General features: G+C 61.7%; 24 protein-coding genes. 7 read left to right on the top strand and 17 right to left on the bottom strand.

Annotation, left to right across the window (positions count from 1 at the left end):
- Positions 1-34: 34 nt before the first annotated feature.
- From tatC to ACTJK7_RS00955, 5 genes are all read right to left on the bottom strand, one after another.
- Complete coding sequence (tatC, locus tag ACTJK7_RS00975) at positions 35-805, bottom strand: twin-arginine translocase subunit TatC (RefSeq protein WP_440779620.1); 771 nt, start codon at positions 803-805, stop codon at positions 35-37.
- Complete coding sequence (gene tatB / locus ACTJK7_RS00970; RefSeq protein ID WP_189121125.1) at positions 802-1056, bottom strand: Sec-independent protein translocase protein TatB; 255 nt, start codon at positions 1054-1056, stop codon at positions 802-804. The genes tatC and tatB overlap by 4 nt, the downstream gene beginning before the upstream one ends.
- Positions 1057-1058: 2 nt before the next feature.
- Positions 1059-1265, bottom strand: coding sequence for a twin-arginine translocase TatA/TatE family subunit (locus tag ACTJK7_RS00965; protein WP_189121124.1), 207 nt, complete (start codon positions 1263-1265; stop codon positions 1059-1061).
- A gap of 13 nt (positions 1266-1278) precedes the next feature.
- Positions 1279-1725 (bottom strand): hypothetical protein, encoded by a 447-nt coding sequence (locus ACTJK7_RS00960; protein ID WP_189121123.1) that lies wholly within the window; start codon positions 1723-1725, stop codon positions 1279-1281.
- A gap of 63 nt (positions 1726-1788) precedes the next feature.
- The gene (locus ACTJK7_RS00955; protein ID WP_440779773.1) at positions 1789-3111 is read right to left on the bottom strand and encodes an NAD(P)/FAD-dependent oxidoreductase; all 1323 of its coding nucleotides are present in this window, start codon (positions 3109-3111) and stop codon (positions 1789-1791) included.
- Positions 3112-3575: 464 nt separating this feature from the next.
- Between ACTJK7_RS00955 and ACTJK7_RS00950 the strand changes: the two genes are divergently transcribed.
- The 4 genes from ACTJK7_RS00950 to ACTJK7_RS00935 all read left to right on the top strand — a co-directional run bounded on the left by ACTJK7_RS00950 (position 3576) and on the right by ACTJK7_RS00935 (position 7945).
- Complete coding sequence (locus tag ACTJK7_RS00950; protein ID WP_440779622.1) at positions 3576-4715, top strand: MFS transporter; 1140 nt, start codon at positions 3576-3578, stop codon at positions 4713-4715.
- Positions 4716-4749: 34 nt separating this feature from the next.
- Complete coding sequence (locus ACTJK7_RS00945; RefSeq protein ID WP_440779623.1) at positions 4750-5403, top strand: alpha/beta hydrolase; 654 nt, start codon at positions 4750-4752, stop codon at positions 5401-5403.
- A gap of 117 nt (positions 5404-5520) precedes the next feature.
- Entirely contained in the window at positions 5521-6888 is a 1368-nt protein-coding gene (locus ACTJK7_RS00940; protein WP_189121121.1) for an MFS family transporter, read from the top strand.
- A 13-nt stretch (positions 6889-6901) separates the two neighbouring features.
- Positions 6902-7945 (top strand): hydroxyacid dehydrogenase, encoded by a 1044-nt coding sequence (locus ACTJK7_RS00935; protein WP_440779624.1) that lies wholly within the window; start codon positions 6902-6904, stop codon positions 7943-7945.
- 47 nt (positions 7946-7992) lie between these two features.
- Here the strand turns inward: ACTJK7_RS00935 and ACTJK7_RS00930 are convergent, their stop codons facing one another.
- Entirely contained in the window at positions 7993-9108 is a 1116-nt protein-coding gene (locus ACTJK7_RS00930) for an FUSC family protein (RefSeq protein WP_189121119.1), read from the bottom strand.
- A 6-nt stretch (positions 9109-9114) separates the two neighbouring features.
- Positions 9115-10512: an aldehyde dehydrogenase family protein gene (locus ACTJK7_RS00925; RefSeq protein ID WP_440779625.1), complete on the bottom strand. Its 1398-nt coding sequence runs from the start codon at positions 10510-10512 to the stop codon at positions 9115-9117.
- 168 nt (positions 10513-10680) lie between these two features.
- On the opposite strand from ACTJK7_RS00925, the gene ACTJK7_RS00920 reads away from it, so the two are divergent.
- Positions 10681-11592, top strand: coding sequence for a LysR family transcriptional regulator (locus tag ACTJK7_RS00920; protein ID WP_189121117.1), 912 nt, complete (start codon positions 10681-10683; stop codon positions 11590-11592).
- Here ACTJK7_RS00920 and ACTJK7_RS00915 read toward each other — a convergent pair.
- From ACTJK7_RS00915 to ACTJK7_RS00870, 10 genes are all read right to left on the bottom strand, one after another.
- Complete coding sequence (locus tag ACTJK7_RS00915) at positions 11589-12179, bottom strand: glutathione S-transferase family protein (protein ID WP_440779627.1); 591 nt, start codon at positions 12177-12179, stop codon at positions 11589-11591. The genes ACTJK7_RS00920 and ACTJK7_RS00915 overlap by 4 nt on opposite strands.
- Positions 12180-12263: 84 nt before the next feature.
- The gene (locus ACTJK7_RS00910; protein WP_189121115.1) at positions 12264-12842 is read right to left on the bottom strand and encodes a TetR/AcrR family transcriptional regulator; all 579 of its coding nucleotides are present in this window, start codon (positions 12840-12842) and stop codon (positions 12264-12266) included.
- 95 nt (positions 12843-12937) lie between these two features.
- Positions 12938-13762: an HpcH/HpaI aldolase/citrate lyase family protein gene (locus ACTJK7_RS00905; RefSeq protein ID WP_440779630.1), complete on the bottom strand. Its 825-nt coding sequence runs from the start codon at positions 13760-13762 to the stop codon at positions 12938-12940.
- Positions 13759-14601, bottom strand: a complete 843-nt coding sequence (locus tag ACTJK7_RS00900) for an FAS1-like dehydratase domain-containing protein (protein ID WP_440779631.1) — start codon at positions 14599-14601, stop codon at positions 13759-13761. The genes ACTJK7_RS00905 and ACTJK7_RS00900 overlap by 4 nt, the downstream gene beginning before the upstream one ends.
- Positions 14602-14619: 18 nt before the next feature.
- The gene (locus ACTJK7_RS00895; protein ID WP_440779632.1) at positions 14620-15549 is read right to left on the bottom strand and encodes an electron transfer flavoprotein subunit alpha/FixB family protein; all 930 of its coding nucleotides are present in this window, start codon (positions 15547-15549) and stop codon (positions 14620-14622) included.
- Positions 15549-16298, bottom strand: coding sequence for an electron transfer flavoprotein subunit beta/FixA family protein (locus ACTJK7_RS00890; protein ID WP_189121114.1), 750 nt, complete (start codon positions 16296-16298; stop codon positions 15549-15551). The genes ACTJK7_RS00895 and ACTJK7_RS00890 overlap by 1 nt, the downstream gene beginning before the upstream one ends.
- A 53-nt stretch (positions 16299-16351) precedes the next feature.
- Entirely contained in the window at positions 16352-17554 is a 1203-nt protein-coding gene (locus tag ACTJK7_RS00885; protein WP_440779633.1) for a CaiB/BaiF CoA transferase family protein, read from the bottom strand.
- A 54-nt stretch (positions 17555-17608) separates the two neighbouring features.
- Positions 17609-18772, bottom strand: a complete 1164-nt coding sequence (locus ACTJK7_RS00880) for an acyl-CoA dehydrogenase family protein (protein WP_189121112.1) — start codon at positions 18770-18772, stop codon at positions 17609-17611.
- A gap of 72 nt (positions 18773-18844) precedes the next feature.
- A complete protein-coding gene (locus ACTJK7_RS00875; protein WP_189121111.1) occupies positions 18845-19441 on the bottom strand; it encodes a thiamine pyrophosphate-dependent enzyme in 597 nt (198 codons plus the stop codon).
- Positions 19429-19959, bottom strand: coding sequence for a thiamine pyrophosphate-binding protein (locus tag ACTJK7_RS00870; RefSeq protein WP_189121110.1), 531 nt, complete (start codon positions 19957-19959; stop codon positions 19429-19431). Before ACTJK7_RS00870 ends, ACTJK7_RS00875 begins: the two co-directional genes overlap by 13 nt.
- A 421-nt stretch (positions 19960-20380) precedes the next feature.
- On the opposite strand from ACTJK7_RS00870, the gene ACTJK7_RS00865 reads away from it, so the two are divergent.
- Positions 20381-21304 (top strand): LysR family transcriptional regulator, encoded by a 924-nt coding sequence (locus ACTJK7_RS00865; RefSeq protein ID WP_440779636.1) that lies wholly within the window; start codon positions 20381-20383, stop codon positions 21302-21304.
- 272 nt (positions 21305-21576) lie between these two features.
- Positions 21577-22947, top strand: coding sequence for an MFS family transporter (locus ACTJK7_RS00860; protein WP_440779637.1), 1371 nt, complete (start codon positions 21577-21579; stop codon positions 22945-22947).
- Positions 22948-22960: the final 13 nt, after the last annotated feature.

Below are 22960 nucleotides of genomic sequence, written 5' to 3'. Positions count from 1 at the left end.
TTCAGTCTCCTTTCATATTGAAGTGGGTGTTGCGTCAAATCGACCCCCTCAGGCATGGACGATCATCGGCATCGCTGCGCTTGCGGATCAGGCCGCCACACAGCACGCCAATCTCGAACAGCAACCACATGGGCACAGCGAGCAGGGTCTGGGAGAAGATGTCTGGCGGGGTGAGGATCATGCCGACCACGAAACAGCCGATGATCACGTACGGGCGAACCTTCTTCAGGTACTTCACGTCGACCACGCCGATCCACACCAGCAGCACCACGGCCACCGGGATCTCGAAGGCGACACCGAAGGCGAAGAACAGCGTCATGACGAAGTCCAGGTAGGCGGCGATGTCGGTCATCATCGCCACGCCTTCCGGTGTGGCCTTGGCGAAGAAGCTGAACATCAGTGGGAACACCAGGAAATAGGCGAAGGCCATGCCGGCGTAGAACAGCAGGATGCTCGACACCAGCAGCGGAATGGCGATGCGTTTTTCATGGCGGTACAGGCCTGATGCGATGAAGCCCCAGATCTGCTGAAGGATGAACGGGATCGCCAGGAACAGCGAAACGATCATGGTCAGCTTGAACGGCGTCAGGAACGGCGAGGCCACGTCGGTGGCGATCATCGTCGCGTTGGCCGGCAAATGGTCACGCAGCGGCGCCGACACCAGGGTGTAGATCTGCTGGGCGAACGAGAACAGCCCGGCAAAGATCAGGAAAATGACCGCCACGCAGCGCAGCAGGCGGGTACGCAGTTCGGTCAGGTGCGAGACCAGCGGCATCGGCTGATCGAGTTGCAGGTGGTCGCTCATGGGGCTCGTGGTGGTTGAGGCTGTTCGGGTGAGGCGGGCGGTTGCAACCGGTGCTCGTTGTGCAGCTGGTGACGGATATCGTCGGCGCCGAGTTCGCGCTCGACCTCGGTCCTGATCGCGCTTAAGCTGCGTTTCAGGCGGCCGATCCACAACCCGGCGGTGCGCGCGGCGCCAGGCAGGCGCTCAGGGCCGAGCACCAGCAAGGCAACCAGGCCGATGAGCAGCAGCTCGCTGAAGCTGATACCAAACATGATCAGACGTTCTGCTGTGGCTGCGTGCTGTTCTGCACCGGTGGTACAGGCTGGTCTACCGATGCGGAAGTTTCGTCGCTCATGGCTTTACGAAAACCCTTGATCGATTCGCCCAGGTCGCCGCCGAGGGTCTTCAGCTTCTTAGTGCCGAACACCAGGACCACGACGCCCAACAGCACGATCCAGTGTTTCCAGTCAAAAATACCCATGGTGTGCTCCAGTTCAGGTGGGGTGAATCATCACGTTGATGCGGCGTCGCTCGATTACTTTCTGCGCGCCCGGCTGGCCCGTGATGCGGTCGAAGGTGACGGTGGTATCAGCATTGACGGCCGGGTTCGGCACGATGCGGATGACCTGGCGAGACTGGCCATCCACCGGCTGCCCACCGTCAACTGCCTGGAAGGTGATGGTGGCAGTGTTCGGCGTGCTGGCAACCCAGGTCTCGCCCGGCGCGACCTGCAGGCTGGCGTCGTAGGTATCGCCGGCGACGCTGTGGAAGGTGCAGCCATCGACGACCGGCTGTTGAGCGGAACAATGCGGCGCCTTGGCGCCGGGGCGCAGGGGGTTCTCGATGGCATAGGTGATGGACTGCGGGTTTGCCGGTGAACCAGCGAACGCGGTTGAGGCGACAGCGCCGAGGATCAGGGCCGAGGTGAGTTTCCCGAGCATGGTATGGCTTCCTTGAATGAAAGAGGGCGGTAGGCTGGTGCATGCGCACCAGCCTCGAGGTCGTTAGGCTTCGAGCCCGGCCTTCGCCTGCCCGGTGCGCAGGGTGAAGTTGACACCCATCGAGAGCACAGGCTGTGGCGGGTTCCAGTTAGGCTTCGGTGCACTCAGCAGGAATTCGGTCAGCGGCTCCATCTTGCCGGCCAGCATGTTGGCAAGTAGTGTACCGGTGGCAGTGCCACGCACGGTGCCCAGGCCGTTGCAGGCCAGCGCGCCATACACATTCTCGCGCAGCTCGCCGAAGAAGCCGGCGCCGTTGCGGGTCATGCCCAGGCCACCACCCCAGGTGTGTTCGAACGGCACATCGGTGAGGGTCGGGAAGCGGCGCTCGAACGATTGGCGGTGAGCGACTCGGACCTTGTCGGTGTAGCCATCCTTGGAGCGGCCATCCGGGTTGAAACTAAAGCTGTTGCGCACCAGGATGCGGTTGTCGTGGGTACGGCGCAGGGTGCTGCCGAACGGGTCGGCCGGGATCACGCCCCAGAATTCCTTGCCACCGATGCTGGCCTGTTCGGCCGGGGTGAGCGGACGGGTCAGGCTACCGTAGGTGAAGATCGGCAGCATGCGGTTTTCCAGGAAGCCGAAGTGCTGACCGAAGTGGTTGTTGCCCAGGATCAGTTTATCGGCGGTGATGCGTCCGGTCGGGTGATGCAGGACGATCTTCTGGCCATAATCGACGGCAGTAATCACCGTGTCTTCATACAGCGTGACGTTCTCCGGCAGGCTGTCGGCCAGGCCTTTGACCAGTGCCGAGGGCTGGACCAGCATGGTGCCCGGGGTGTAAAGCGCCTTGCGGTAGAACGAGGTGCCGATGTGGTCCTTCAGTTCGTTGCCTTCGATCAGCTCGACTTTTTCACCCAGGGCTTCGAGGCCGCCACGGTAGGCATTGAGCACGGCGATGCCTTTGTCCTCGATGGCTGCCTGGTATTTGCCGGAATGGCGAAGGTGGGCATCCACGATGTTGTGCTGCTCCACCAGGTCGCGCAGGATGCCCTGGCCACGCTGGTTGAGGTGCAGGATGTTCCTGGCGTTGGCCTTGTCGCCGATGTAGTCCGGTGCGCCGATGTCATGAGGCACATCAATCAGGAAACCGGCGTTACGGCCAGAAGTGCCGAAGCCGACCTGCTGTGCTTCAACCAGGATCACTTTGTCCTGGGGGAAGTTCAGAGCGAGCTGACGTGCTGCCGCAAGGCCGGTGAAGCCACCACCAATCACGACCCACGGCGCCTTGTCATCACCGATCAACGGCGCTTTGGGCTGACGTACGCGGCTGGTGTGGAACCAGCCCGGGGACGAATCGTCACGCGGCAGCGCATCGACACGCACCAGTGAAGCCGGGTCGGCCGGAATGCCGTCATTGAGCAGCGTGGCGGCGCCACCAGCTGCTACTACACCTGCGCCGACACCGGCCCCAATAAGTACTTTCCTGCGGGTAACTGCCATTTACATCCATCTCAGTCAAAAGTGTTTGCGGCTCATTGCTACTTTGCAGAGCCGGGATTCGCCAAGCGCTAAGACCGCGGTTGGCGAATCGGTGGAACACGCTGATGCCTACTTTTAGAATACAGTGTGTATACAGATTGTATGAATCGATCAGGGGTGCGTCAATCTGCCTCTTCAGAGCAGATTCCGGATCCCGTCAGTGAGCGCGCGTGCGTCATAGCTGATATGCCGCGATTGAATAGCAGGCCGCTGCAGCCGCTTCTAAGATGACGGACGTTTTTCCATCTGTAGGTTGTCATGTGAACAGTGCGGTGCGTCTTCCCGGGGTTCTGGGCATCTTTTGCCTGGGTATGCTGCAGATCCTGGTCTGGGGCGGTTCGTTTTTTCTGCTTGCGGTGATGGCCGAGCCGATCACCAGGGAAACCGGCTGGGACAGCCATTGGGTCTATGGCGCGCTGTCACTGGGGTTAATGGTTTCGGCGCTGCTGGCGCCGCTTTCCAGCCGGTTGGTGACTCGACATGGCGGCCGTGTGCAACTGGCTGGCAGTGGCGTCGTTGTGGGTATGGGCCTGCTGATCGTAGCGAACTGTCAGAGCCTGCAAGTGTTCATGCTTGCCTGGATGATCATTGGCACTGGCATGGCGATGGGGCTGTATGAAGCCTTGTTCGCCACCCTTGGGGCGCTCTATGCCGAGCGGGCAGGCCGGGCGATCACCGGCATCACGTTGATCTCAGGCTTCGCCACCACACTGACCTGGCCGCTGCTGGCCCTGGCTATCGAACAGTTCGGCTGGCGTGCTGCGTGCATGGGCTACGGCATCTTGTTGATTGTTGCGGTGGCGCCGTTGTACCTGTGGGTGCTGCCAGCCGGGCATCTCAAACAAGCCTCAAGAAGCGCACCCACCTCGACCACAACAATCGTGGATCGGCGCTTGTACTTACTTCTGACCGGCATCTTCGCTCTCGGCGCGATCATCATGACCGCCATCTCCGTGCAGCTTGTGGCAGTGCTGCAAGGGCAGGGCTACTCGCTGGCTACTGCAATCGGGCTCAGTGCCTTGCTGGGGCCGAGCCAGGTCGCCTCGCGGGTATTGCAGATCCTCGCCAGCAAACGCCACCCGATCTGGACCGCGCTGGTGTCTTCGGTGCTGGTCGCCGTGGGCGTAACATTGGTGGCGCTGGCGCCCGGAGCGACCGCGCCGGGGCTGCTGCTGTATGGCAGTGGCAACGGTCTGCGGGCGATCGTCAGGGGCTTGTTGCCGCTCGCATTGATGCCGCCGGCGCAGTATGTTGCGCTAATGGGCAAGATGTCCCGCCCCTCGCTGATCGGTCAGGCGTTGACGCCATTGATCGGTGGGTATCTGCTCCAGCACTTTGGTGCCATGGGAGTGCTCGCCGTGCTTTGCGCACTGGCGCTGGCCAACGTCGTGCTGGTGGTGCTCGTACTTCGCACGCTGCCACGTAACGCGGATGCGCAACAGAGGGTGTGATGGCCGCAGTTTTTTGTTTTCAGGATGCAATGACATGTCGAGCACAGATCGCGAAGAAGTACTGATCGATGGGCCGGTCGGGCGCATCCAGTTGTTGGTGGATCATCCTGAAGGCCAGCCCAAAGGCATCGTGCTGGTCAGTCACCCACAACCGTTGTTGGGTGGAAGCCCGCGTCATGTGGTGCCGTTGACCCTGGCCCGGCAACTCTGCGCTGAAGGTTGGCGAGTGGTTCGGCCGAGCTTTCGTGGCGTCGGGTTGACCGAGGGCGAGCACGACGCCGGCCTCGGTGAGACTGAAGACAGCCTTGCCGTCATTGAGTATCTCGCCAAGCAGGATTCGCAGTTGCCCATTTCCATCGTCGGTTTCTCCTTTGGCGCGTACGTATTCGCCCGGGTTGCCTGCGCGCTCTCCGGGCAATTGCAAGCCGTTGCCTTGCTTGGCCTGCCGGTCGGCGATGTGCCAGGTGGCCGGCATTATCCGGCGTTGCCTGTGCCGACCGATTGCCTGCTGGCCCATGGCGAACTCGATGAAATGGCGCCCCTGGCAAATCTGCTGCAATGGGCGGCGCCCGAGCATCGAAATGTCTCTGTCTATGCAGGCGTCAACCACTTCTTCAAGGGCTGCCTGAATAGCGTGGCCGACCAGGTGATCGCTCACTTGGAGCGGAAGCGACTTTCCTATCTGTGAGACAGCGGGCCATGCCCCGCAGGCATATCTGATAGGCCGCCGTCAGGTCTTCTCCCCAAACGGCGCTGTGCAAAGCTGTACCCGAGTCGGTAAAACAAGAACAACAAGGGTACTTCCATGATCGCAGAGCAAAGCACGGCGCGCCCGTTGACGCGCAAAGAACGCACCACCGCTATCGTTGGCGTCTGTTCCGGCAACCTGGTGGAGTGGTATGACTTCTTCATCTACGCCTACACCTCGATCTACTTCGCTTCCCTGTTCTTCCCCGCCGGGGACCAGACTAGCCAGCTGCTAGCCACGGCCGGGATCTTCGCCGTGGGTTTCTTCATGCGGCCACTGGGTGGCTGGATCTTCGGCTACATCGCTGACACCCGAGGTCGCAAGATTTCGATGATCATCTCGGTGTTCATGATGTGCGGTGGCTCATTGATGATCGCCATCATGCCCACCTACGCGTCAATCGGCGTGGCTGCGCCGGTGCTGCTGGTGCTGGCGCGGCTGATGCAGGGGCTCTCGGTGGGTGCCGAGTACGGCACGGGCGCGACCTACATCAGCGAGGTGTCCAGGGCGGGGCGCCGATCGTTTTACGGGTCTTTCCAGTACATGACGATCATTGCCGGGCAGTTGCTGGCGCTATTGACCGTGGCACTGCTGCAACTGCTGCTGTCCGAGCAGGACCTCAAGGCCTGGGGTTGGCGCGTGCCGTTTCTCATCGGCGCACTGGCGTCCATTGTCGTCGTGTATCTGCGCCGGACCATGCGCGAGACGGCGACCGAGCAGGACATGAAACGCAAGGAGTCCGGTTCGCTCAAGGCGCTGATGCAACATAAGCGCGCCGTGTTGTTGACCTTCACCATCACGATCGGCTGCTCACTGTATTTCTATACCTTCACCGCCTACATGCAGAAGTTCCTGGTGGTCAGTGTCGGCATTGCGGCCCCGACTGTGAGCATCATCATGGCCGCTGCTCTGGTTGTCTTCATGCTATGCCAACCGTTGTTCGGGATACTCGCGGACAAGATCGGTGTGCGCCGCAACATGATCATTTTCGGTGCGCTGTCGACTTTCCTTGTAATCCCGTTGCTGTCAACCATCAAGACAGTGAACGATCCGTTTGGCGCCTTCGTTCTGGTGCTTGCTGGCTTGCTCATCGCTGCGTTTTACACACCGGTGACAGGCGTGCTCAAGGCCGACTTTTATCCGCCAACCGTTCGTGCGCTGGGCGTAGGTCTGCCCTATGCAGTGGGCGCGGCGATGTTCGGTGGCTCGGCTGAATACGTGGCCTTGACGTTCCGTGCAATGGGTATCGAACAGTACTTCTATGTCTACGTCGCGGCGATTGGTGCAATCACCCTGATCTCCTCGTTACTCATGCCTGATCTGGGTAAGCACGGATACCTGGACGGTGACGGAAAGGTGGAGGAGAACATCGGCCTTGGCAAGTTCTCGCGACGCAAGTCTCTATCTACCCAGATCAGCCAGTGAAGTAGAGGTTTCGATGAACTCGAATGCCAAGAAAGTCATGCGTTTTGATGTCTGGTACCACCCAGTAATGGCACAGACTTTTGCCAGTGCGGGCGGTGTCGAGTTGGTAACGGTCGCCCGTAGTGAGACTACTGATGGGGTGCTGGATGTTTTGCGGGCAAGTCATGTCTATCAGATCCCTTCGGCTCGGGATGAGCTGCCAGCTCAGTGGCGGATCACGGCCCAGTTGCTGAAACAGCTACCCAACCTGCTTTGCGTTTCCACCAATGGTGCCGGATACGACACGGTCGATATCGACGCCTGCACTCAAGCGGGGGTACTGGTCGTCAACCAGTCTGGTGCCAATGCACAATCTGTGGCCGAGGCCACCATCGGGCTGATGATCGACTGTGCGCGACGGATCAGCGAGTCGGATCGGCGACTGCGGTCGGACCGCGGGTTTTCCCGTGAGGACCTGATGGGCAGCGAACTGTATGGCAAGACGCTTGGCATAGTCGGTTTGGGGGAAATCGGTAGTCGGGTTGCCCGTGTTGCCCAAGCGCTTGGTATGTCTGTCGTCGCCTATGACCCATTTCTGGATAACGCGCAAATCCAGTTGCGCGGTGCAACCCCCAGCAATCTGGACGCGTTGTTACAAGAAAGCCATGTAGTCTCCTTGCACTGTCCCCGCGATACGGCAACGCTGAAACTGATGGATGAGTCGAGATTTGCTCGCATGCGCAAGGGCGCCATATTCATCAACACGGCACGTGGCGGTTTACACGACGAGGCCGCGTTACATGCGGCCCTGGCGACGGAGCATCTGGGGGCCGCCGGGCTTGATGTCTGGGATGAAGAGCCCCCCGCTCTGGAGCATCCACTGCTGGGATTGCCGGGAGTTGTCGGGCTTTATCATACCGCTGGGGTTACTCGCGAGGCACGGTGGCGCATGGGGCGCTGGGCCGCTGATCAGATCCTTCAGGTGCTGGCTGGAGAGCCTGGGCCGCGCATGGTCAATCCGCAGGTGTTTCCACGCTATTTGCAAAGATTGAAAGCGAGTGATCATTCATTGGCATGATTGCCAGGGTTGGGGCCAGGGCCCGAGCCATGAGCTGGTCTGGCAGCTCATGGCTCACGTTTAGTGTGCCGTTTCAGCCAGTTCGGTAACCGGACCAGGGCGATCAGCAAAAATCCCAGCATGACGCCTTCCAGGCGGATCAGGCCCGGAGCAGGACTTGCGTACAGGTATGAGTCGGGAACCATGACCACCAGGTACACCAAGGCGAATTGCGTTCCCATGTAGGCGAACGGTTGGCCGCTGTTCTCGAGATGGCGGCCGATCCAGACACCCACGCACATCACCAGGGTCATGGCGGCCCAGCTTGAGCCCAGCAGCCAAAGTGCGAGACCTGCGAGCAACGCCCCAACCCCACATCCCAGCAGGCGGTGCAGATTACGACGGTGCACGCTTCGGCTACCCTCGGCCAATGCCGCAGCAGGTACCATCATCACTGCCATGATGGTAATCGCGGCCTGGCTGAGGCCGTCCTCGGCGACCCAGCTTGAAAACAGCGGTACCAGGGCCAGGGCTACAGCGGCCTGCACGGCATGGGTGAGCTGCGCGCGATCCACGCAATCATGGGAATTCGCCTCGGCCGCGTAGGGCGAAAGATGGCGCTGGAGCCCTTGATGCTGCACGGTGCTGGAGAAAATGCGGATGAACCAGCAGGCCACAGTACCGCAGGCCACTTCTTTCACCCGGGTACTGGCGAAATGAAAGATCTGCTCCGGGCTTGTGGCCTGCATGGCCGCGATGGCGACCATGGCGAAGGTGAGCCCCGTGAACAGCCAGGCGTACCCGTGTGTCTGGCGGATGGCGAGTAGCAAGGTGGCGCCGCCCACCAACCCAACGACCAGGCCTAGCAGGTGTGGGGCGATTGCAAGCTGAGACGTCAGCCAAGCGGCGGACGCGGCACCAGCGGCGGTGCCGATTATGCGCAGACCGCCGCGGTAGACACATTCATGCAGGCTCGCGCGCATGACCATGTAACCGCTGAACGCCGCCCAGCCGACGTTCTCCACCTTGAGGTAATGGGCCATGGCGATGGCCAGCAGTACCGAGAGCAAGGTCTCGACCTCATCGGTCAGCCTGGCCTTGAGCCGGGTCGGTGCCACGAACTCGTTGCGCAGTGCCTCCAGGAAGGTGGCCAGGCCGGCCCGGAGCAAAGACAGCCTGTTCATCCACGGTTACTCCAGCACCTTGGAACGCCATACCATCATTTTCTCGGTCTGCATTTCCTTCATGGTGTGAGGAATGCCACCGACACCATGGCCCGACTGGCGAACGCCGGCAAACGGCATCCAGTCGACACGGAACAGCGTGTTTTCATTGACCATCACCGCCGAGGCGTCGAACTGCTGATAGCACTGCATGGCGGTGTCCAGGGCACGGGTGAAGACAGCAGCCTGGAACGCGTAGGGCAGGACATTGGCAAGCTCGATCGCCTCACCCAGCTCGTCGTAGCTGTACACCACGATGACCGGGCCGAACACTTCTTTCTGCATCACCTGACTATCCGCTGGCGGATCAAGCAGCACGGTGGGCGCGTAGCAATTGTTGCCCAAGGCGACGCCGCCGCGAATCAGCTCGGCGCCCGACCCGACTGCCTCATCGACCCACTGGCCGACGCGCTTGACTTCACGCTCGTGGATCAACGGGCCTACGTCGGTCTGCTCGCTGCTTGGGTCGCCCACCTTCAGCGCGGCGCCAAGCTCGCCCAGGCGCTGGGCGACCTCGCGGGCAATGCTGCGATGGCAGAATACCCGTTGCACGCTGACGCAGGCTTGCCCAGCATGCCAGAAACCACCGCGCGCCAGGCGCGGCAGAGCATCATCAAGGTCCGCGTCTGCAGCGACGACCACCGGTGCCACACCGCCGTGTTCAAGCGCGCAACGTGTACCCGGGGCCAGTTTCGATCGGAGCATCCAGCCAACCGGCGCGGAACCGATGAACGAGAAGAAACCGACGCGCGGATCGGCAACCAGCTTGCCAGCCACCTCGGTGTCCAGCGGCATCACCATCTGCGCCCAGCCTTCCGGCAGGCCGCTTTCGAGCAGGATGTCGATGATCACCTTGCAGCTGAGCGGCGTATTGGCCGCCGGCTTGACCACCACCGGGGCGCCTACTGCAATCGCGGGAATCACCTGGTGGATGATCAGGTTGAACGGATGGTTGAACGCCGAGATCGCGGTCACCACGCCAATCGGTTCAAGCTGGGTGAACGCAACCTTGCCGGTGGAGATTGTATTGAGGCCCATGGGAATGACATGGCCCGCGTCGGCGCGCAACACCTCGATGCAGTTACGGATACCTTCGATGCCCCGGTCAACTTCGGTCAGCGAGTCTTTCAAGGGCTTGCCGCCTTCACGTGCGGCCTGCAAGGCGATCGCCTGGCGACGGGCGCCGATCAATTCGGCCGCGCGCTCGAGAATCTGCATTCGGGTGACTTTCGACAGCCAACCTTTGCGATCACGGAACAGCGCGTAGGCTCTGGCCAGGGCTGCGTCGACATCCTCGGCAGTGGAAATGGCTACTTGGCCAACCAGGCTCTGGTCATAGGGGGAATACACCGAATGCTGTGACATTGCTCGAACCTCGTAGCTATAACAGGGGAATCATGTTCTGGATCAAAGCCTAGTTCCTGCGGGCGTTAAGGAAAATTGGCATTTCTTAAAGGAGGCGTTAGTCAAATCTAAACGCTGAAGCCGCAACTGCGTTAATCTGTCAGCATCATTGATTCGGGTAAGTCCCCCATGCATTTCGATTTCAAGGATCTGGCGCTGTTCATCCAGATCGCCGAGGCGCCCAGCCTGACCCAAGGGGCCAAGCGGGCTTTCCTGTCACCTGCTGCTGCCAGCGTTCGGATCAAGGCCCTTGAGGCCCAGCTGGGCACTCATCTGTTGTATCGGGCCAGCCGCGGCACCGAACTGACAGAGGCCGGACAGCGCTTGCTCAAGCACGCCCGGGTGATCATGCGCCAGGTCGGCTACCTGAAAACCGAGTTCGACGAGTACGGTGCCGATGGCTCCGGGCACATCCGCATCTTCGCCAACACCACGGCGGTGACCGAATTCCTGCCGGAGATTCTTGCGGGGTATCTGGGACGCAATCCCGGGGTAACCATAGACCTACAGGAGCGCTCTTCGAGGGATATCGTGCGCGGCGTGCTGGAAGGGTCGACCGACCTTGGCATCACTGCCGGCACCATCACCGCCAAAGATCTGGAGGTGATCCATTTCAGCACCGACAGGGTGGTGCTGGTGGTGCCGGTCGGGCACCCGCTGGACCGGGGCCAGCCGCTGCGCCTGGCCGACACACTGGGGTATCACCAGGTCGGGCTGCAGGAGGGCAGCACGTTGCATGAGTTCGTCCGTGAACACGCCGAACAGGAGGGTCGGAACCTGTCGTGGCGCATCCAGGTGTCCAGTTTCGAAGCCCTCTGCAGGATGGTGGAGGCGGGAGTAGGTATCGGCATCATCCCGCAGTCGGCAGCGCTCAGGCACCAGAAAACCCTGCAGCTGTCGGTGGTCCCGCTGGATGAACCCTGGGCGCTTCGCGAACGCAGTATTCTGGTGCGCGATTTCGATGCGCTACCGGGCTGCGTCAAGGCGTTGATCAACCTGATGCGTCCGGCTGCGGGTGATTCTCGCAAGCAGCCAGGTTAGGCCAGTACCGGACGGGTGCTGGCAAATGAAGCGCGTTGATTGAGGTGATTGCTCAGCGCATCCAGCGCCGCAACGTCTGGCAACCAGGGCGCGTGGCCGAAACGAAAACGCACGGCATCGAGCAGCACCACCGTGATGATATTGGCAAGACTCGGCATGCTGCCTTCGTTGTGCGTCGGTGCGCCGGCGTTCAAGCGTTGCAGCGCGTCTTCGATGGCACGCCGTCGGCGCAAGCCGACGGGGGCGTCATCGAAGTCCGGGCGTGTGCGACGGCCGATGATGATCGAGGCGAAGGCTTCGAGGGCTCCGAAGGCCAGCGCACTCTGCGCCAGCTCGCAGGCCGAAGGCAACGCCAAGGCCTGTTCCGGGTAGGCAGCTTCCAGATACTGGGCGATCAGCAGGCTATGACTGATCACCACGCCAGCATCGACCAGGGCTGGAACCTTGCATGTGGGCGTAGCGTCGATCAATGCTGCGGGCGAAGCCCAAGGGTCGACCAGCACTTCTTGGTGGGCAATACCTTTTTCCTGCAGCAGGATCCTGACGATACGCGCAAAAGGGGAGGTGGAGCTAATGAACAGTTTCATGTCGCGAATCGCTGTCGGGTAAGTCGGAAAACCATGATCCGGCGCGGCAGGCGTCTTTGGAATCAATCATTTTCAAAGCAGGGGTTAACGTTTGACTAACACCGGTGCCTGGCACTGCTCGACCAGCAAGCGGCTCATGCGCATCACCCAACGTTCGATCGCTGCTTCTGCCATCGGTGTTTCCCGGTGGCGCAGGTTGTCGGCCGAGTCGAGCAAGGCTAGAACCGCATCGCACACCCCGGTAACGTCTTCCGGCCCGTGCTGTTCGAGGGCGATGTACTGTTGAAGCGGATCACATAACCGTTGTTGGGCGGCATGCACCCAGCCACGTTGCTTTCCGGTCAGATGCCGCACTTCGTGACGTAGCAGCAGGTGCTCACCAGGGTGGCTGCGCTGACGGTCCAGCATGAACCGCAGGTAGCCCTGCAGGTTGCGTGGGTAGGTGCTGCAGCGCCAGGCCTCCAGGCGCCGGGCCAGAGCGTACAGCAGCACGTCCAGGAGCAGGTCCTGCTTGCTGGCGACATGGTGGTAGAGGCTGCCGGGCTGCAGACCGGCGCGTGCCGCCAGTTGGCGCATGCTCATGGCGGCATAGCCAATTTCGGCCATCAGTTCGCTTGCCGCCTGAAGCAAGCCGTCACGGCAAGAGTGTGCGTGCTGAGGCATGGCGTGGACATCTCGGGGTTGTTGAGGGGCCCCTGGTGTCGGGGGCCCGGTCCGTCAGAACGTGGGCAGCCCGGCACCAGGGGCAATAACGCGGATTACGCTTGCGGATCGGCGAATTGCAGCAGCGCGCGGGCGCGCAGGATCACCGGTGCGTCGACCATCTGCCCGTCGAGAGTGAAGACGCCCGCTCCACTGTCGGCAGCCGCGACCACGCGGCGAGACCAGTCCAGTTCGGCTGCCGATGGTTGCAGTGCACGGTGAATGACCGCGACCTGGCTGGGGTGGATGCACAGGGCGCCGCCAAAGCCCATGTCCCGGGCGAACTGCACGTGCTCATGGAGCCCGACTGCGTCCTGGATGTTCGGGTAGACACCATCGAGCGGTGCCGCCAGGCCTGCGGCCCGGCTGTGCATGATCACCGCGTAGCGGGCATGGGACAGTACCTGCTCGGCCGCTTCGCTGCCGCTGCGCAGGTTCAGGTCAAGGCCCAGGTCCAGACTACCGAACGACAGGCGCTCGACGCCGGTTGCCGCTGCCAGCTGGGGCAGGGCGACCAGGCCCTTGGCACTTTCGATGATCGGCAGTACCGGTTTGCCGGTAGCATGCGCGCGCTCGATCTGCTGAACGGTTTCGGCCTTCGGCAAGAGGATGCCGATCACCCCGGCATGGCGCTGGCAGAGCGAGAGGTCGGCGTCGAACGCCCAGTGCCCAGGGGCATTGACCCGCACCAGTACTTTGGCCTGCGGATGATCGCCGAGGAACTGTTGCAGGTTTTCTCGCGCCTGTTCCTTGGCGGCCTCCTCGACGGCGTCTTCAAGGTCGACGATCACACGGTCGGCGCCAGTGGCCAGCGCTTTGCCGATCCGCTCAGGCCGAGTGGCGGGGACGAACAGCGCCGTTCTGACAATCACCGGGCTCATTGGCTGTTCTCCAAGGTGAATGCGATTTCGCCGGTCTGGGCCATGCCTTGCGCTGCCGTGGCCCAGACCTGGGCCTTGCCCGGCTCGAGCACTCGCCCGCCGACATCGAACGGTGCCGGCGAGATCAACGGGCGCAGACCGCGAAATGCAAAGCGCCGAACCTGAGCGTGCGGGTTGGCACGCTGGAAGGCACGTAGATTCAAGGTCGCGATCAACGGGCCGTGCACCACCAGCCCAGGGTAACCTTCGGTTTCGGTGACGTAAGGCAAGTCGTAATGAATACGGTGGCCATTGAAGGTCACGGCCGAGTAGCGGAACAGCAAGGTGGCGTCCGGTGCTACCGGCTCCTGCCATTGCGCCTCGGGCGCGGCATCCGTGCCGCCGAGCTTGGGCGGGCTGGGCTCGCGGTAGACGATATCGTGCTCCTCGATCAGTGCCACGCGGCCGTTCTGCAGGTACTCATGTTGCACCGTCACGAACAGCAGCGCACCGGTACGGCCCTGTTTCTCTTCGGCCTGGATGACCGTCGAGCGACGCGTCACATCGGCTTCGACGCGCAGCGGGCTGATGAACTGCAGGCGGCTGCCGGCCCACATGCGGTTGCGGTTTTCAGCCGGGGGCAGGAAGCCGCCACGTGCCGGATGGCCGTCGCTACCCAGGCCTGCTGCGTCTACTGCCGGCTGAAAGAACGCCCAGTGCCAGAGCAGCGGCAAGGCTTCGCCGGGGGCCGGACACGGTTCGCTCAAGGTCGCAGCGATGCGCTCGACCAGAGTGTGGGTGAGGCGTTCCTCGCAGCTTTCACTGCGGCCGATCCAGGCGCTGAAGTCTTGTGTGGTCATGCTGATGTCCTCTTGTGGTCAGAGCTGGTCGCTGAGTTCAGGCACGGCTTCGAACAGATCAGCCACCAGACCATAATCGGCCACCTGGAAGATCGGGGCCTCTTCGTCCTTGTTGATCGCGACGATCACCTTGGAATCCTTCATGCCGGCCAGGTGCTGGATGGCACCGGAGATGCCGACGGCGATGTACAGCTGTGGCGCAACGATCTTGCCGGTCTGGCCGACCTGCATGTCGTTCGGCACGAAGCCAGCGTCCACCGCGGCGCGCGAGGCACCCACAGCAGCACCGAGCTTGTCGGCCAGGCTGTACAGGTGCTTGAAGTTGTCACCGTTGCCCATGCCACGGCCGCCGGAAACGACGATCTTGGCAGCGGTCAGCTCTGGGCGGTCGGATCTGGCCAGGTCTTCGCCAACGAAGGCCGAGATGCCGGCATTGTGCGCAGCCGCTACCGCTTCGACGGCAGCCGAGCCACCTTCGGCGGCCACGGCGTCGAAGCCGGTGGTACGCACGGTGATGACCTTGACCGAAGCGCTCGATTGCACGGTGGCAATGGCGTTACCGGCGTAAATTGGGCGCTTGAAGGTATCGGCCGATTCGACCGAGATGATCTCGGAGATCTGGTCGACGTCCAGCAGCGCGGCAACACGTGGCAGGATGTTCTTGCCGTTGGTGGTGGCCGGGGCCAGCACGTGGCTGTAACCCTTCGCCAGCTCGACGATCAGCGGCGCGACGTTTTCGGGCAGCGCATGGGCGTAGGCCACATCATCGGCCAGCAGTACCTTGCTGACGCCGGCAATCTGCGTAGCAGCAGAGGCTACATCTGCGGCGTTGAAGCCGACCACCAGCATGGCGATTTCGCCGCCGATCTGGTTGGCCGCTGCCAGTGTGTTGAGGGTGGCGGGGGCCAGTGTGTGATTGTCGTGTTCTGCAACTACCAGAATGGCCATCAGATTACCTTAGCCTCGTTTTTCAGTTTCTCGATCAGCTCAGCGACCGACTTGACCTTGATGCCAGCGCTGCGGGCAGCCGGAGCTTCGACTTTCAGGGTCTTGTTGGTGGAGGCGAGGGAAACGCCCAGTGCATCTGGAGTGACGGTCTCCAGCGGTTTCTTCTTGGCCTTCATGATGTTCGGCAGCGACGCGTAGCGCGGCTCGTTCAGGCGCAGGTCGGTGGTGACGATGGCAGGCAGGTTCAGCGCAACGGTCTGCAGGCCGCCGTCGATTTCACGGGTAACGTTAAGTTTGTCGCCCGCCAGTTCCACCTTGGAAGCGAAGGTGCCTTGGGCGAAGCCGGTCAGCGCAGCAAGCATCTGGCCGGTCTGGTTGTTGTCACTGTCGATGGCCTGTTTGCCGAGGATCACCAGATCAGGCTGCTCCTTGTCGACAACGGCTTTGAGCGCCTTGGCCACGGCCAGGGAATGCAGCTCGTCAGCGGCTTCGACCAGGATGGCGCGGTCGGCCCCCAGGGCCAGGGCGGTACGCAGTTGCTCCTGGGCGGAGGTCGGGCCGACGGAAACCACGACGATCTCGGTCGCCGCGCCGTTTTCCTTCAGGCGCACGGCTTCTTCCACGGCGATTTCACAGAAGGGGTTCATGGCCATTTTCACATTGGCCAGGTCGACACTGGAGTTGTCCGCCTTGACGCGGACTTTCACGTTGTAATCGACCACACGTTTGATAGCGACCAGCACTTTCATAAGCAGTAAGACTCGTTCTGGATCAGGGAACAGCAGGCAATTAAAAAGAGGGGTCAGATGACCCCTGAAGTGCGCAGCTGTTGAATGCGTTCACTTGGCAAGCCCAGTTCAGCCAGGATGGCCTCGTTGTGCTCGCCAAGGGCAGGGACAGGGTCCATGCGCGGTGTATAGGCGTTGCTGGTGGCGGGTGGCAGCAGGCTGGGTACGCTGCCGGTGGCCGTGTCGATCTGCCGCCAGCGCTCACGCGCCTTCAATTGCGGGTGCTGCCAGACACCCTGCATGTCGTTGACCTTGGCGTTGGCGATGCTGGCGCCTTCCAGGCGCTGGATCACGGTGTCGAAGTCGAGCGTGGCAAAGGCTTGGACGATCAGGGCGCGCAGGGCATCGCGATTGGCCACGCGCTTGTAGTTGGCGGCAAAACGCTCGTCCTCGGCCAACGCAGGGTCCAGCAGCACTTGCTGGCAGAACAGCTGCCACTCCCGTTCGTTCTGCAAGCCGAGCATCACCGTGCTGCCGTCGCCAATCGGGAAAGGCCCGTAGGGATAGATCGTGGCATGCGCGGCCCCGGCGCGCGGTGGCGGCGGGGCGCCCTCGTAGGCGTAGTACATCGGGTAGTTCATCCACTCGACCAGGCTTTCCAGCATGGAAATCTCGACCTGGCTGCCGACACCGGTCTTCTCCCGCAGCAGCACCGCCGAAAGGATGCCGGTGTAGGCATACATGCCGGCGGCGATGTCGGCGATGGAGTTGCCCGCCTTGGCCATCTGGTCATCACCCGCGCCACCGGTTACCGAAAGGAAACCGCCTTCGCTCTGGATCAACAGGTCGTAGGCTTTCTTCTGCTCGTAGGGCCCGCCAACGCCGTAGCCGGAGATGTCACAGACGATCAGGCTGGGGAAACGCTCGTGCAGCGCCTCGAAACTCAGACCCAGACGGGCGGCGGCGCCAGGTGCCAGGTTTTGCACCAGAACATCGGCCTGCTCCAGCAGTTGGTCGAGGATGTCACCGGCAACGGCTTGCTTGAGGTCCAGGGTGAGGCTTTCCTTCGAGCGGTTGGTCCATACGAAGTGCGAAGCCAGGCCATTGACGCGTTGGTCGTAACCCCGGGCGAAGTCGCCACTGCCGGGGCGTTCGACCTTGATGACCCGGGCGCCCAGATCGGCCAACTGACGCGTACAGAAGGGCGCCGCGATGGCGTGTTCGAGGCTGATGACGGTGATGCCTTCGAGGGGGCGTTGGGCCTTGGACTGGCTCATGTGTATCGTCTCTCTTGTCATGGCAGCCCCTTGGCGGGGCAAGGGGACGCTGAATCAGAACGAGCGTGGCAGTTCCAGAAGGTGTTCGGCCACGTACGACAGGATCAGGTTGGTGGAGATCGGCGCCACCTGGTACAGGCGGGTTTCGCGGAACTTGCGCTCCACGTCGTATTCGTTGGCAAAGCCGAAGCCACCGTGGGTCTGCAGGCAGGCGTTGGCAGCTTCCCAACTGGCTTTGGCGGCCAGGTACTTGGCCATGTTCGCGGCAGCGCCGGCGTTTTGCCCGCTGTCGTACTGGCGGCAAGCTTCCCAGCGCATCAGGTCGGCCGCTTCGATCTCGATGTGAGCTTCGGCGATCGGGAACTGCACGCCCTGGTTCTGGCCGATCGGCCTGCCGAACACCACGCGGTCACGGGCGTACTGGGCAGACTTTTCGGTGAACCAGCGGCCATCGCCGATGCACTCGGCGGCAATCAATGTGCGTTCGGCATTCAGGCCATCGAGGATGTAGCGGAAGCCCTTGCCTTCTTCGCCAATCAGGCTGTCGGCCGGGATTTCCAGGTTGTCGAAGAACAGTTCGTTGGTTTCGTGGTTGACCAGGTTGGCGATCGGTTGCACGGTCAGGCCGTTGCCGATGGCTTCGCGCAGGTCGACCAGGAAGATCGACATGCCGTCGACCTTCTTCTTTACCTCGGCCAGTGGCGTGGTGCGGGCCAGCAAAATCATCAGATCGGAGTGCTGGATACGGGAGATCCAGACTTTCTGGCCGTTGATGACGTACTTGTCACCCTTGCGCACGGCTGTGGTCTTGATCTTGGTGGTGTCGGTACCGGTGGTCGGTTCCGTAACACCCATCGACTGCAAACGCAGTTCACCGCTCGCCAGCTTCGGCAGGTAATAGCTTTTCTGGGCGTCGCTGCCATTACGCAACAGGGTGAACATGTTGTACATCTGCCCGTGGATGGTCCCGGAATTGCCGCCGCAACGGTTCACTTCTTCCAGGATGACCGAGGCCTCTGCCAGGCCCAGCCCGGAGCCGCCGAATTCCTCGGGGATCATCGCCGACAGCCAGCCAGCGTCGGTCATGGCTTTGACGAACGCCTCGGGAAAACCTTTTTCTTCATCGATCTTGCGCCAGTACTCCGCAGGGAAGTCGCTGCACAGGGCACGCACGCCTTCGCGGATGGCGTTGAGTTCTTCGTGGTTGTATTCGGTCATGGTCACTCTCCAGGGTGGGCAGGGCCGGTGGCGTCATCGTGGTTCCGCCACCAGCCCCACCCGCAAACACGGTCAGATGGGCTGGAAGCCCAGGGCGGCGCGGAAGCGGTTCTTGATGTAATGGCCGTCGCGCGGCGGCAGTACCCGCGGCGGGTTTTCTGCCTTGATTTTCACAGTGGCGAGTTTTACGCCGTCGCGGTTGGCGAAGCGCTCGCGAAGCCCATGCACGCCGTTCATCTCGAGGATTTCGTCAGTCCAGGAAAACCCGCAAGTGGCGGCAACCTGGTCGAGCTTGATGCCGAAGCCGGCGTGGCTGACCTGCATACCGGTCTCACCGAAGTGGCCGTTGTCGAGCACCACGATGGTCAGGTTCTTCGGCTGCTGCAGGGATACGGTTGCCAGCGCACCAAAGCCCATCAGCAATTCGCCGTCACCGGTGATCACCACCACGCTTTTGTCCGGCTGGGCATTGGCCAGGCCCAGGCCAACGGTGATGGCGCTGCCCATGGCGGCCCACAGGTAGTAGTTGTTGTCGTGGTCGCCGGCGGCCATCACGTCGTACGAGGCGGAGCCCAGGCCGGTGACGACCAGCAGGTCGCTGCGGTCGGCGAGCAGGGCGCGCACTACTTGGCGGCGGCACAGCACGTGGTTGGCGCTTACTTGACCCATTTCTTTTCTCCGATCAGGCGCTGACCGAGCAGCAGGGCGGTGGCAGCATCACCGTTGAAGGCCATGGTGGCGGCACCATGCAGCAGCGGGGCAACGTCTTCCGGTTTGTCGGCGCGCCAGGTCATGATTTTCATCAGGTTCAGCGAGGCTTCGGTGGCTTGGCCCATGGGGTTTTGCCAGGCGTTGAACTCAGCCCAGTCACCGCGCATGGTCACCACCATGAGCAGAGGGAAACCCGCGCAATTCTGCAGGGCGAGGGTATTGATGCAGTTTCCGACGCCACTGGACTGCATCAGCAAGGCGCCACGCTCGCCGCCAAGCCAGGCACCTGCGAGGTAGCCGATGCCTTCTTCCTCGGTGGTCAGGACCACGGCTTTGATATCAGGATCTTCATAGGACATGCGGATGGCGGCCGAGTGGCCAGCGTCCGGTACGAACACGACATGCTTGACGTCGTGGGCCTTGAGGACGCGGAACACGTCCTCTTGCCAGTTCTGTTCAGCTTCTTGCGATGACATGGGTATCTCCTGGCAGGGCTGCTCTTGTTTTTTTACATCATGGCGAGAGAAGGCCGGGGCGACGACTACCGTTTTTTTCTTTGAGATATGCCGCAAAAGCATAGCTTTAGGTGTAAAGCCACATGTTCGCGGGGGTGTGCGACCGCGAGACGCATCACTTGGGGTATGGCTGCGCAGCGGCGATGTGCGCCTGCGTCTGATCAAAATGCTCAGAGGGTCGCTGGTGTTATCCACGCTGATGGTCGGCATTGCCACTATGGGCGATGCCAGATGAGCGCAGTCGCCGATACCTCCACCTGCGAATGCTGCGGGTGACTATCTGATATATCCAAATTGTATAGCTGCTGCCCCGGCCGCTGATTAGACTGTGCCGAAAGCGCCGGTCAGAGGGCGCTGCCTTCCTGCTCGCAATGGTTGACCGATGGACGTAGTGCAACTCAAGACCCTCATCCACGTGGCCGAGCTTGGCAGCTTGAGCAAGGCATCCGATCGTCTGCACGTGGCGCAACCTGCCTTGAGTCGGCAGATCCGGCAGTTGGAGAAGGAACTGGGTGTCTACCTGTTCGAGCGGCACGGCCGCGGCATGGAAATCACGCCGGCCGGGCTCGAGGTGCTGGAGCGCGCGACGCGCATCATGGATGAGCTCGAAGCCATCCGCAGCTCCGTCGCCGGCGGGCGCGCCGCGTTTCGTGGCATGGTCGCCATCGGCACCACGCCGACCATCGCCGAAATTGTCACGGTGCCTTTGGTCAAACGTATACGCGATACCCACCCGGACCTGTCCATCAGGTTCTCTTCGGCATTCAGTGGCTACCTGCTGGACTGGCTGCAGCGTGGCGAGTTGGAACTCGCCATCTCTTATGACCCGCAACCTTTGCATACGCTGCGCATCGAACCGGTGATGATGGAAAACCTGGTGCTGGTCGGCCCACCCGAAGCAGGCCTTGATAGGGATACCGCCCTGCATTTCGCCGAATTGGCCGAGGAGCAGATGGTACTGCCAAGCCCGCGCCACGGCTTGCGCAAGATCATGGATCAGTGCGCGCTGGAGCGCGGGTTCAAGATCACCACCAGCGTCGAGGCCGACTCCTTCGGCGCCATGATCGACCTGGTCCGCAACGGGTTCGGTTTCACGGCCTTGCCGCTGGCATCGATATACGCGCAGTTGAAGGACGGCACATTGTGCGCCGCGCCGCTGATCGATCCGACACCCATGCGCAAGCTGGTGCTGGTGTCACCGGCAGACCGGCACGTCAGCCCAGCCACGCGTTATGTTGGCCAGACCTTCGTCGAGATTGCCTCGGAGCTGGTGGAGCAGGGGATCTGGGCTGGGCACATGCTCTGAGCCGCCACGCCTGAGCTATTCAATCGCAGCATAACTGCTAGAGCCCAGTGGGTCTGGCCGCTGTCAGGGTGAGGGCGTAGCTTTGCCCGGGAATAAAAGTCAGTGCCCTTTGACTGACTTGTAAAATAATAGATCCCAAAAGGTACCCCAAGATGTGTGTTACATCGCCTCGTGTTCTGCCGTCCCCCTCATTCATATCTGCAACGACTCCTAGCCAGTAATCCGACGCCGCTGTTCCTTTCTTGCGTTCGCCCAGAATCTGGAGTCACCCCATGCACGCCAACAACAATAATGCCGCTTCGCCCGAAATCCGTAACCTGACCAACCGCCAACGCATCCGCGCCATTCTCAGCGCCTGCTCCGGCAACCTGGTGGAGTGGTACGACTTCTTCATCTACGCCTATACCTCGATCTACTTCGCCGCGCTGTTCTTCCCCCAGGGCGACCAGACCACGCAACTGCTCGCCACGGCAGGCATCTTCGCCGTCGGTTTTTTCATGCGCCCGCTGGGCGGATGGATCTTTGGCTACCTGGCCGACACCCGCGGCCGGCGATTCTCCATGATCATCTCGGTGTTCCTGATGTGCGGCGGCTCGCTGATGATCGCCGTATTGCCGACCTATGAAAGCGTCGGCATGGCCGCCCCGGTGCTCCTGCTCATCGCCCGGTTGATGCAGGGCCTTTCGGTCGGCGCCGAATACGGCACTGGCGCAACCTACATCAGCGAAGTGTCGAGCACCGGCAAGCGCTGCTTCTTCGGCTCGTTCCAGTACTTCACCATCATCGCCGGCCAGTTGCTGGCACTGCTCACCGTGGTGGTGCTGCAGAATGTGCTGGCGCTGGACGACCTGAAGGCCTGGGGCTGGCGAATCCCGTTCCTGATTGGCGCGGTGAGTGCGCTGGTGGTGGTTTACCTGCGCCGCTCGATGCTGGAAACCGCCCACGCCAAGGACAGCAAGCACAAAGAGGCCGGGTCGATCAAAGCCTTGATGCGTCACAAAAAGGCGGTGTTGCTGACCATGGCGATCACGGCCGGCTGCTCGCTGCATTTCTACACGTTCTCGACCTACATGCAGAAGTACCTGGTGGTCTCCGCAGGTTTCGACCCTGCCACCGTCAGCTTCATCATGACCGCAGCGCTGATCGTGTTCATGTGCTTGCAGCCGGTCTACGGGATGCTGGCTGACCGGATTGGTTCGCGCAACAGCATGATCGCATTTGGTGTGCTTTCCAGTGTGTTCATCGTGCCATTGTTGAGCGGGCTGAAGAACGTCAGTAACCCGTACGAGGCCTTCGCGCTGGTCATGGGTGGATTGCTGATCGCCGCGTTCTACACGCCAGTGACCGGCGTGCTGAAGGCCGACCTGTACCCGGCCACGGTGCGTGCGCTGGGTGTCGGTTTGCCTTATGCCATTGGCAATGCCTTGTGCGGCGGCACGGCCGAGTACGTCGCGTTGATGTTGCGAGGAGCCGGTGTCGAGTCGATTTTCTATTACTACGTTGCCGCCATGAGCGCGATCACCTTGCTGGCTGCGGTGCTCATGCCCGATCTGCGCAAGCACGGCTATCTTGACGGTTCCGGTGCGGTCGAAGAAAACACCGGGTGGCGCTCGAGCCCGGATTATACGTCTGCCCGTAATTGAAGTCCGCAGGCTT

Origin of the sequence: Pseudomonas sp. 22085 (genome assembly GCF_052045815.1) — a bacterium.
GTDB lineage: Bacteria > Pseudomonadota > Gammaproteobacteria > Pseudomonadales > Pseudomonadaceae > Aquipseudomonas > Aquipseudomonas glycinae.
The sequence above is the reverse complement of the archived record's forward strand: the minus strand, read 5'-3'. Positions and strand labels throughout refer to the sequence as shown.

Bases quoted from the DNA above. Each gene is read 5' to 3' on its own strand.
- tatC (WP_440779620.1), bottom strand. From the start codon at position 805: ATGAGCGACCACCTGCAACTCGATCAGCCGATGCCGCTGGTCTCGCAC.
- tatB (WP_189121125.1), bottom strand. From the start codon at position 1,056: ATGTTTGGTATCAGCTTCAGCGAGCTGCTGCTCATCGGCCTGGTTGCC.
- ACTJK7_RS00965 (WP_189121124.1), bottom strand. From the start codon at position 1,265: ATGGGTATTTTTGACTGGAAACACTGGATCGTGCTGTTGGGCGTCGTG.
- ACTJK7_RS00960 (WP_189121123.1), bottom strand. From the start codon at position 1,725: ATGCTCGGGAAACTCACCTCGGCCCTGATCCTCGGCGCTGTCGCCTCA.
- ACTJK7_RS00950 (WP_440779622.1), top strand. From the start codon at position 3,576: ATGCTGCAGATCCTGGTCTGGGGCGGTTCGTTTTTTCTGCTTGCGGTG.
- ACTJK7_RS00945 (WP_440779623.1), top strand. From the start codon at position 4,750: ATGTCGAGCACAGATCGCGAAGAAGTACTGATCGATGGGCCGGTCGGG.
- ACTJK7_RS00940 (WP_189121121.1), top strand. From the start codon at position 5,521: ATGATCGCAGAGCAAAGCACGGCGCGCCCGTTGACGCGCAAAGAACGC.
- ACTJK7_RS00935 (WP_440779624.1), top strand. From the start codon at position 6,902: ATGAACTCGAATGCCAAGAAAGTCATGCGTTTTGATGTCTGGTACCAC.
- ACTJK7_RS00930 (WP_189121119.1), bottom strand. From the start codon at position 9,108: ATGAACAGGCTGTCTTTGCTCCGGGCCGGCCTGGCCACCTTCCTGGAG.
- ACTJK7_RS00925 (WP_440779625.1), bottom strand. From the start codon at position 10,512: ATGTCACAGCATTCGGTGTATTCCCCCTATGACCAGAGCCTGGTTGGC.
- ACTJK7_RS00920 (WP_189121117.1), top strand. From the start codon at position 10,681: ATGCATTTCGATTTCAAGGATCTGGCGCTGTTCATCCAGATCGCCGAG.
- ACTJK7_RS00915 (WP_440779627.1), bottom strand. From the start codon at position 12,179: ATGAAACTGTTCATTAGCTCCACCTCCCCTTTTGCGCGTATCGTCAGG.
- ACTJK7_RS00910 (WP_189121115.1), bottom strand. From the start codon at position 12,842: ATGCCTCAGCACGCACACTCTTGCCGTGACGGCTTGCTTCAGGCGGCA.
- ACTJK7_RS00905 (WP_440779630.1), bottom strand. From the start codon at position 13,762: ATGAGCCCGGTGATTGTCAGAACGGCGCTGTTCGTCCCCGCCACTCGG.
- ACTJK7_RS00900 (WP_440779631.1), bottom strand. From the start codon at position 14,601: ATGACCACACAAGACTTCAGCGCCTGGATCGGCCGCAGTGAAAGCTGC.
- ACTJK7_RS00895 (WP_440779632.1), bottom strand. From the start codon at position 15,549: ATGGCCATTCTGGTAGTTGCAGAACACGACAATCACACACTGGCCCCC.
- ACTJK7_RS00890 (WP_189121114.1), bottom strand. From the start codon at position 16,298: ATGAAAGTGCTGGTCGCTATCAAACGTGTGGTCGATTACAACGTGAAA.
- ACTJK7_RS00885 (WP_440779633.1), bottom strand. From the start codon at position 17,554: ATGAGCCAGTCCAAGGCCCAACGCCCCCTCGAAGGCATCACCGTCATC.
- ACTJK7_RS00880 (WP_189121112.1), bottom strand. From the start codon at position 18,772: ATGACCGAATACAACCACGAAGAACTCAACGCCATCCGCGAAGGCGTG.
- ACTJK7_RS00875 (WP_189121111.1), bottom strand. From the start codon at position 19,441: ATGGGTCAAGTAAGCGCCAACCACGTGCTGTGCCGCCGCCAAGTAGTG.
- ACTJK7_RS00870 (WP_189121110.1), bottom strand. From the start codon at position 19,959: ATGTCATCGCAAGAAGCTGAACAGAACTGGCAAGAGGACGTGTTCCGC.
- ACTJK7_RS00865 (WP_440779636.1), top strand. From the start codon at position 20,381: ATGGACGTAGTGCAACTCAAGACCCTCATCCACGTGGCCGAGCTTGGC.
- ACTJK7_RS00860 (WP_440779637.1), top strand. From the start codon at position 21,577: ATGCACGCCAACAACAATAATGCCGCTTCGCCCGAAATCCGTAACCTG.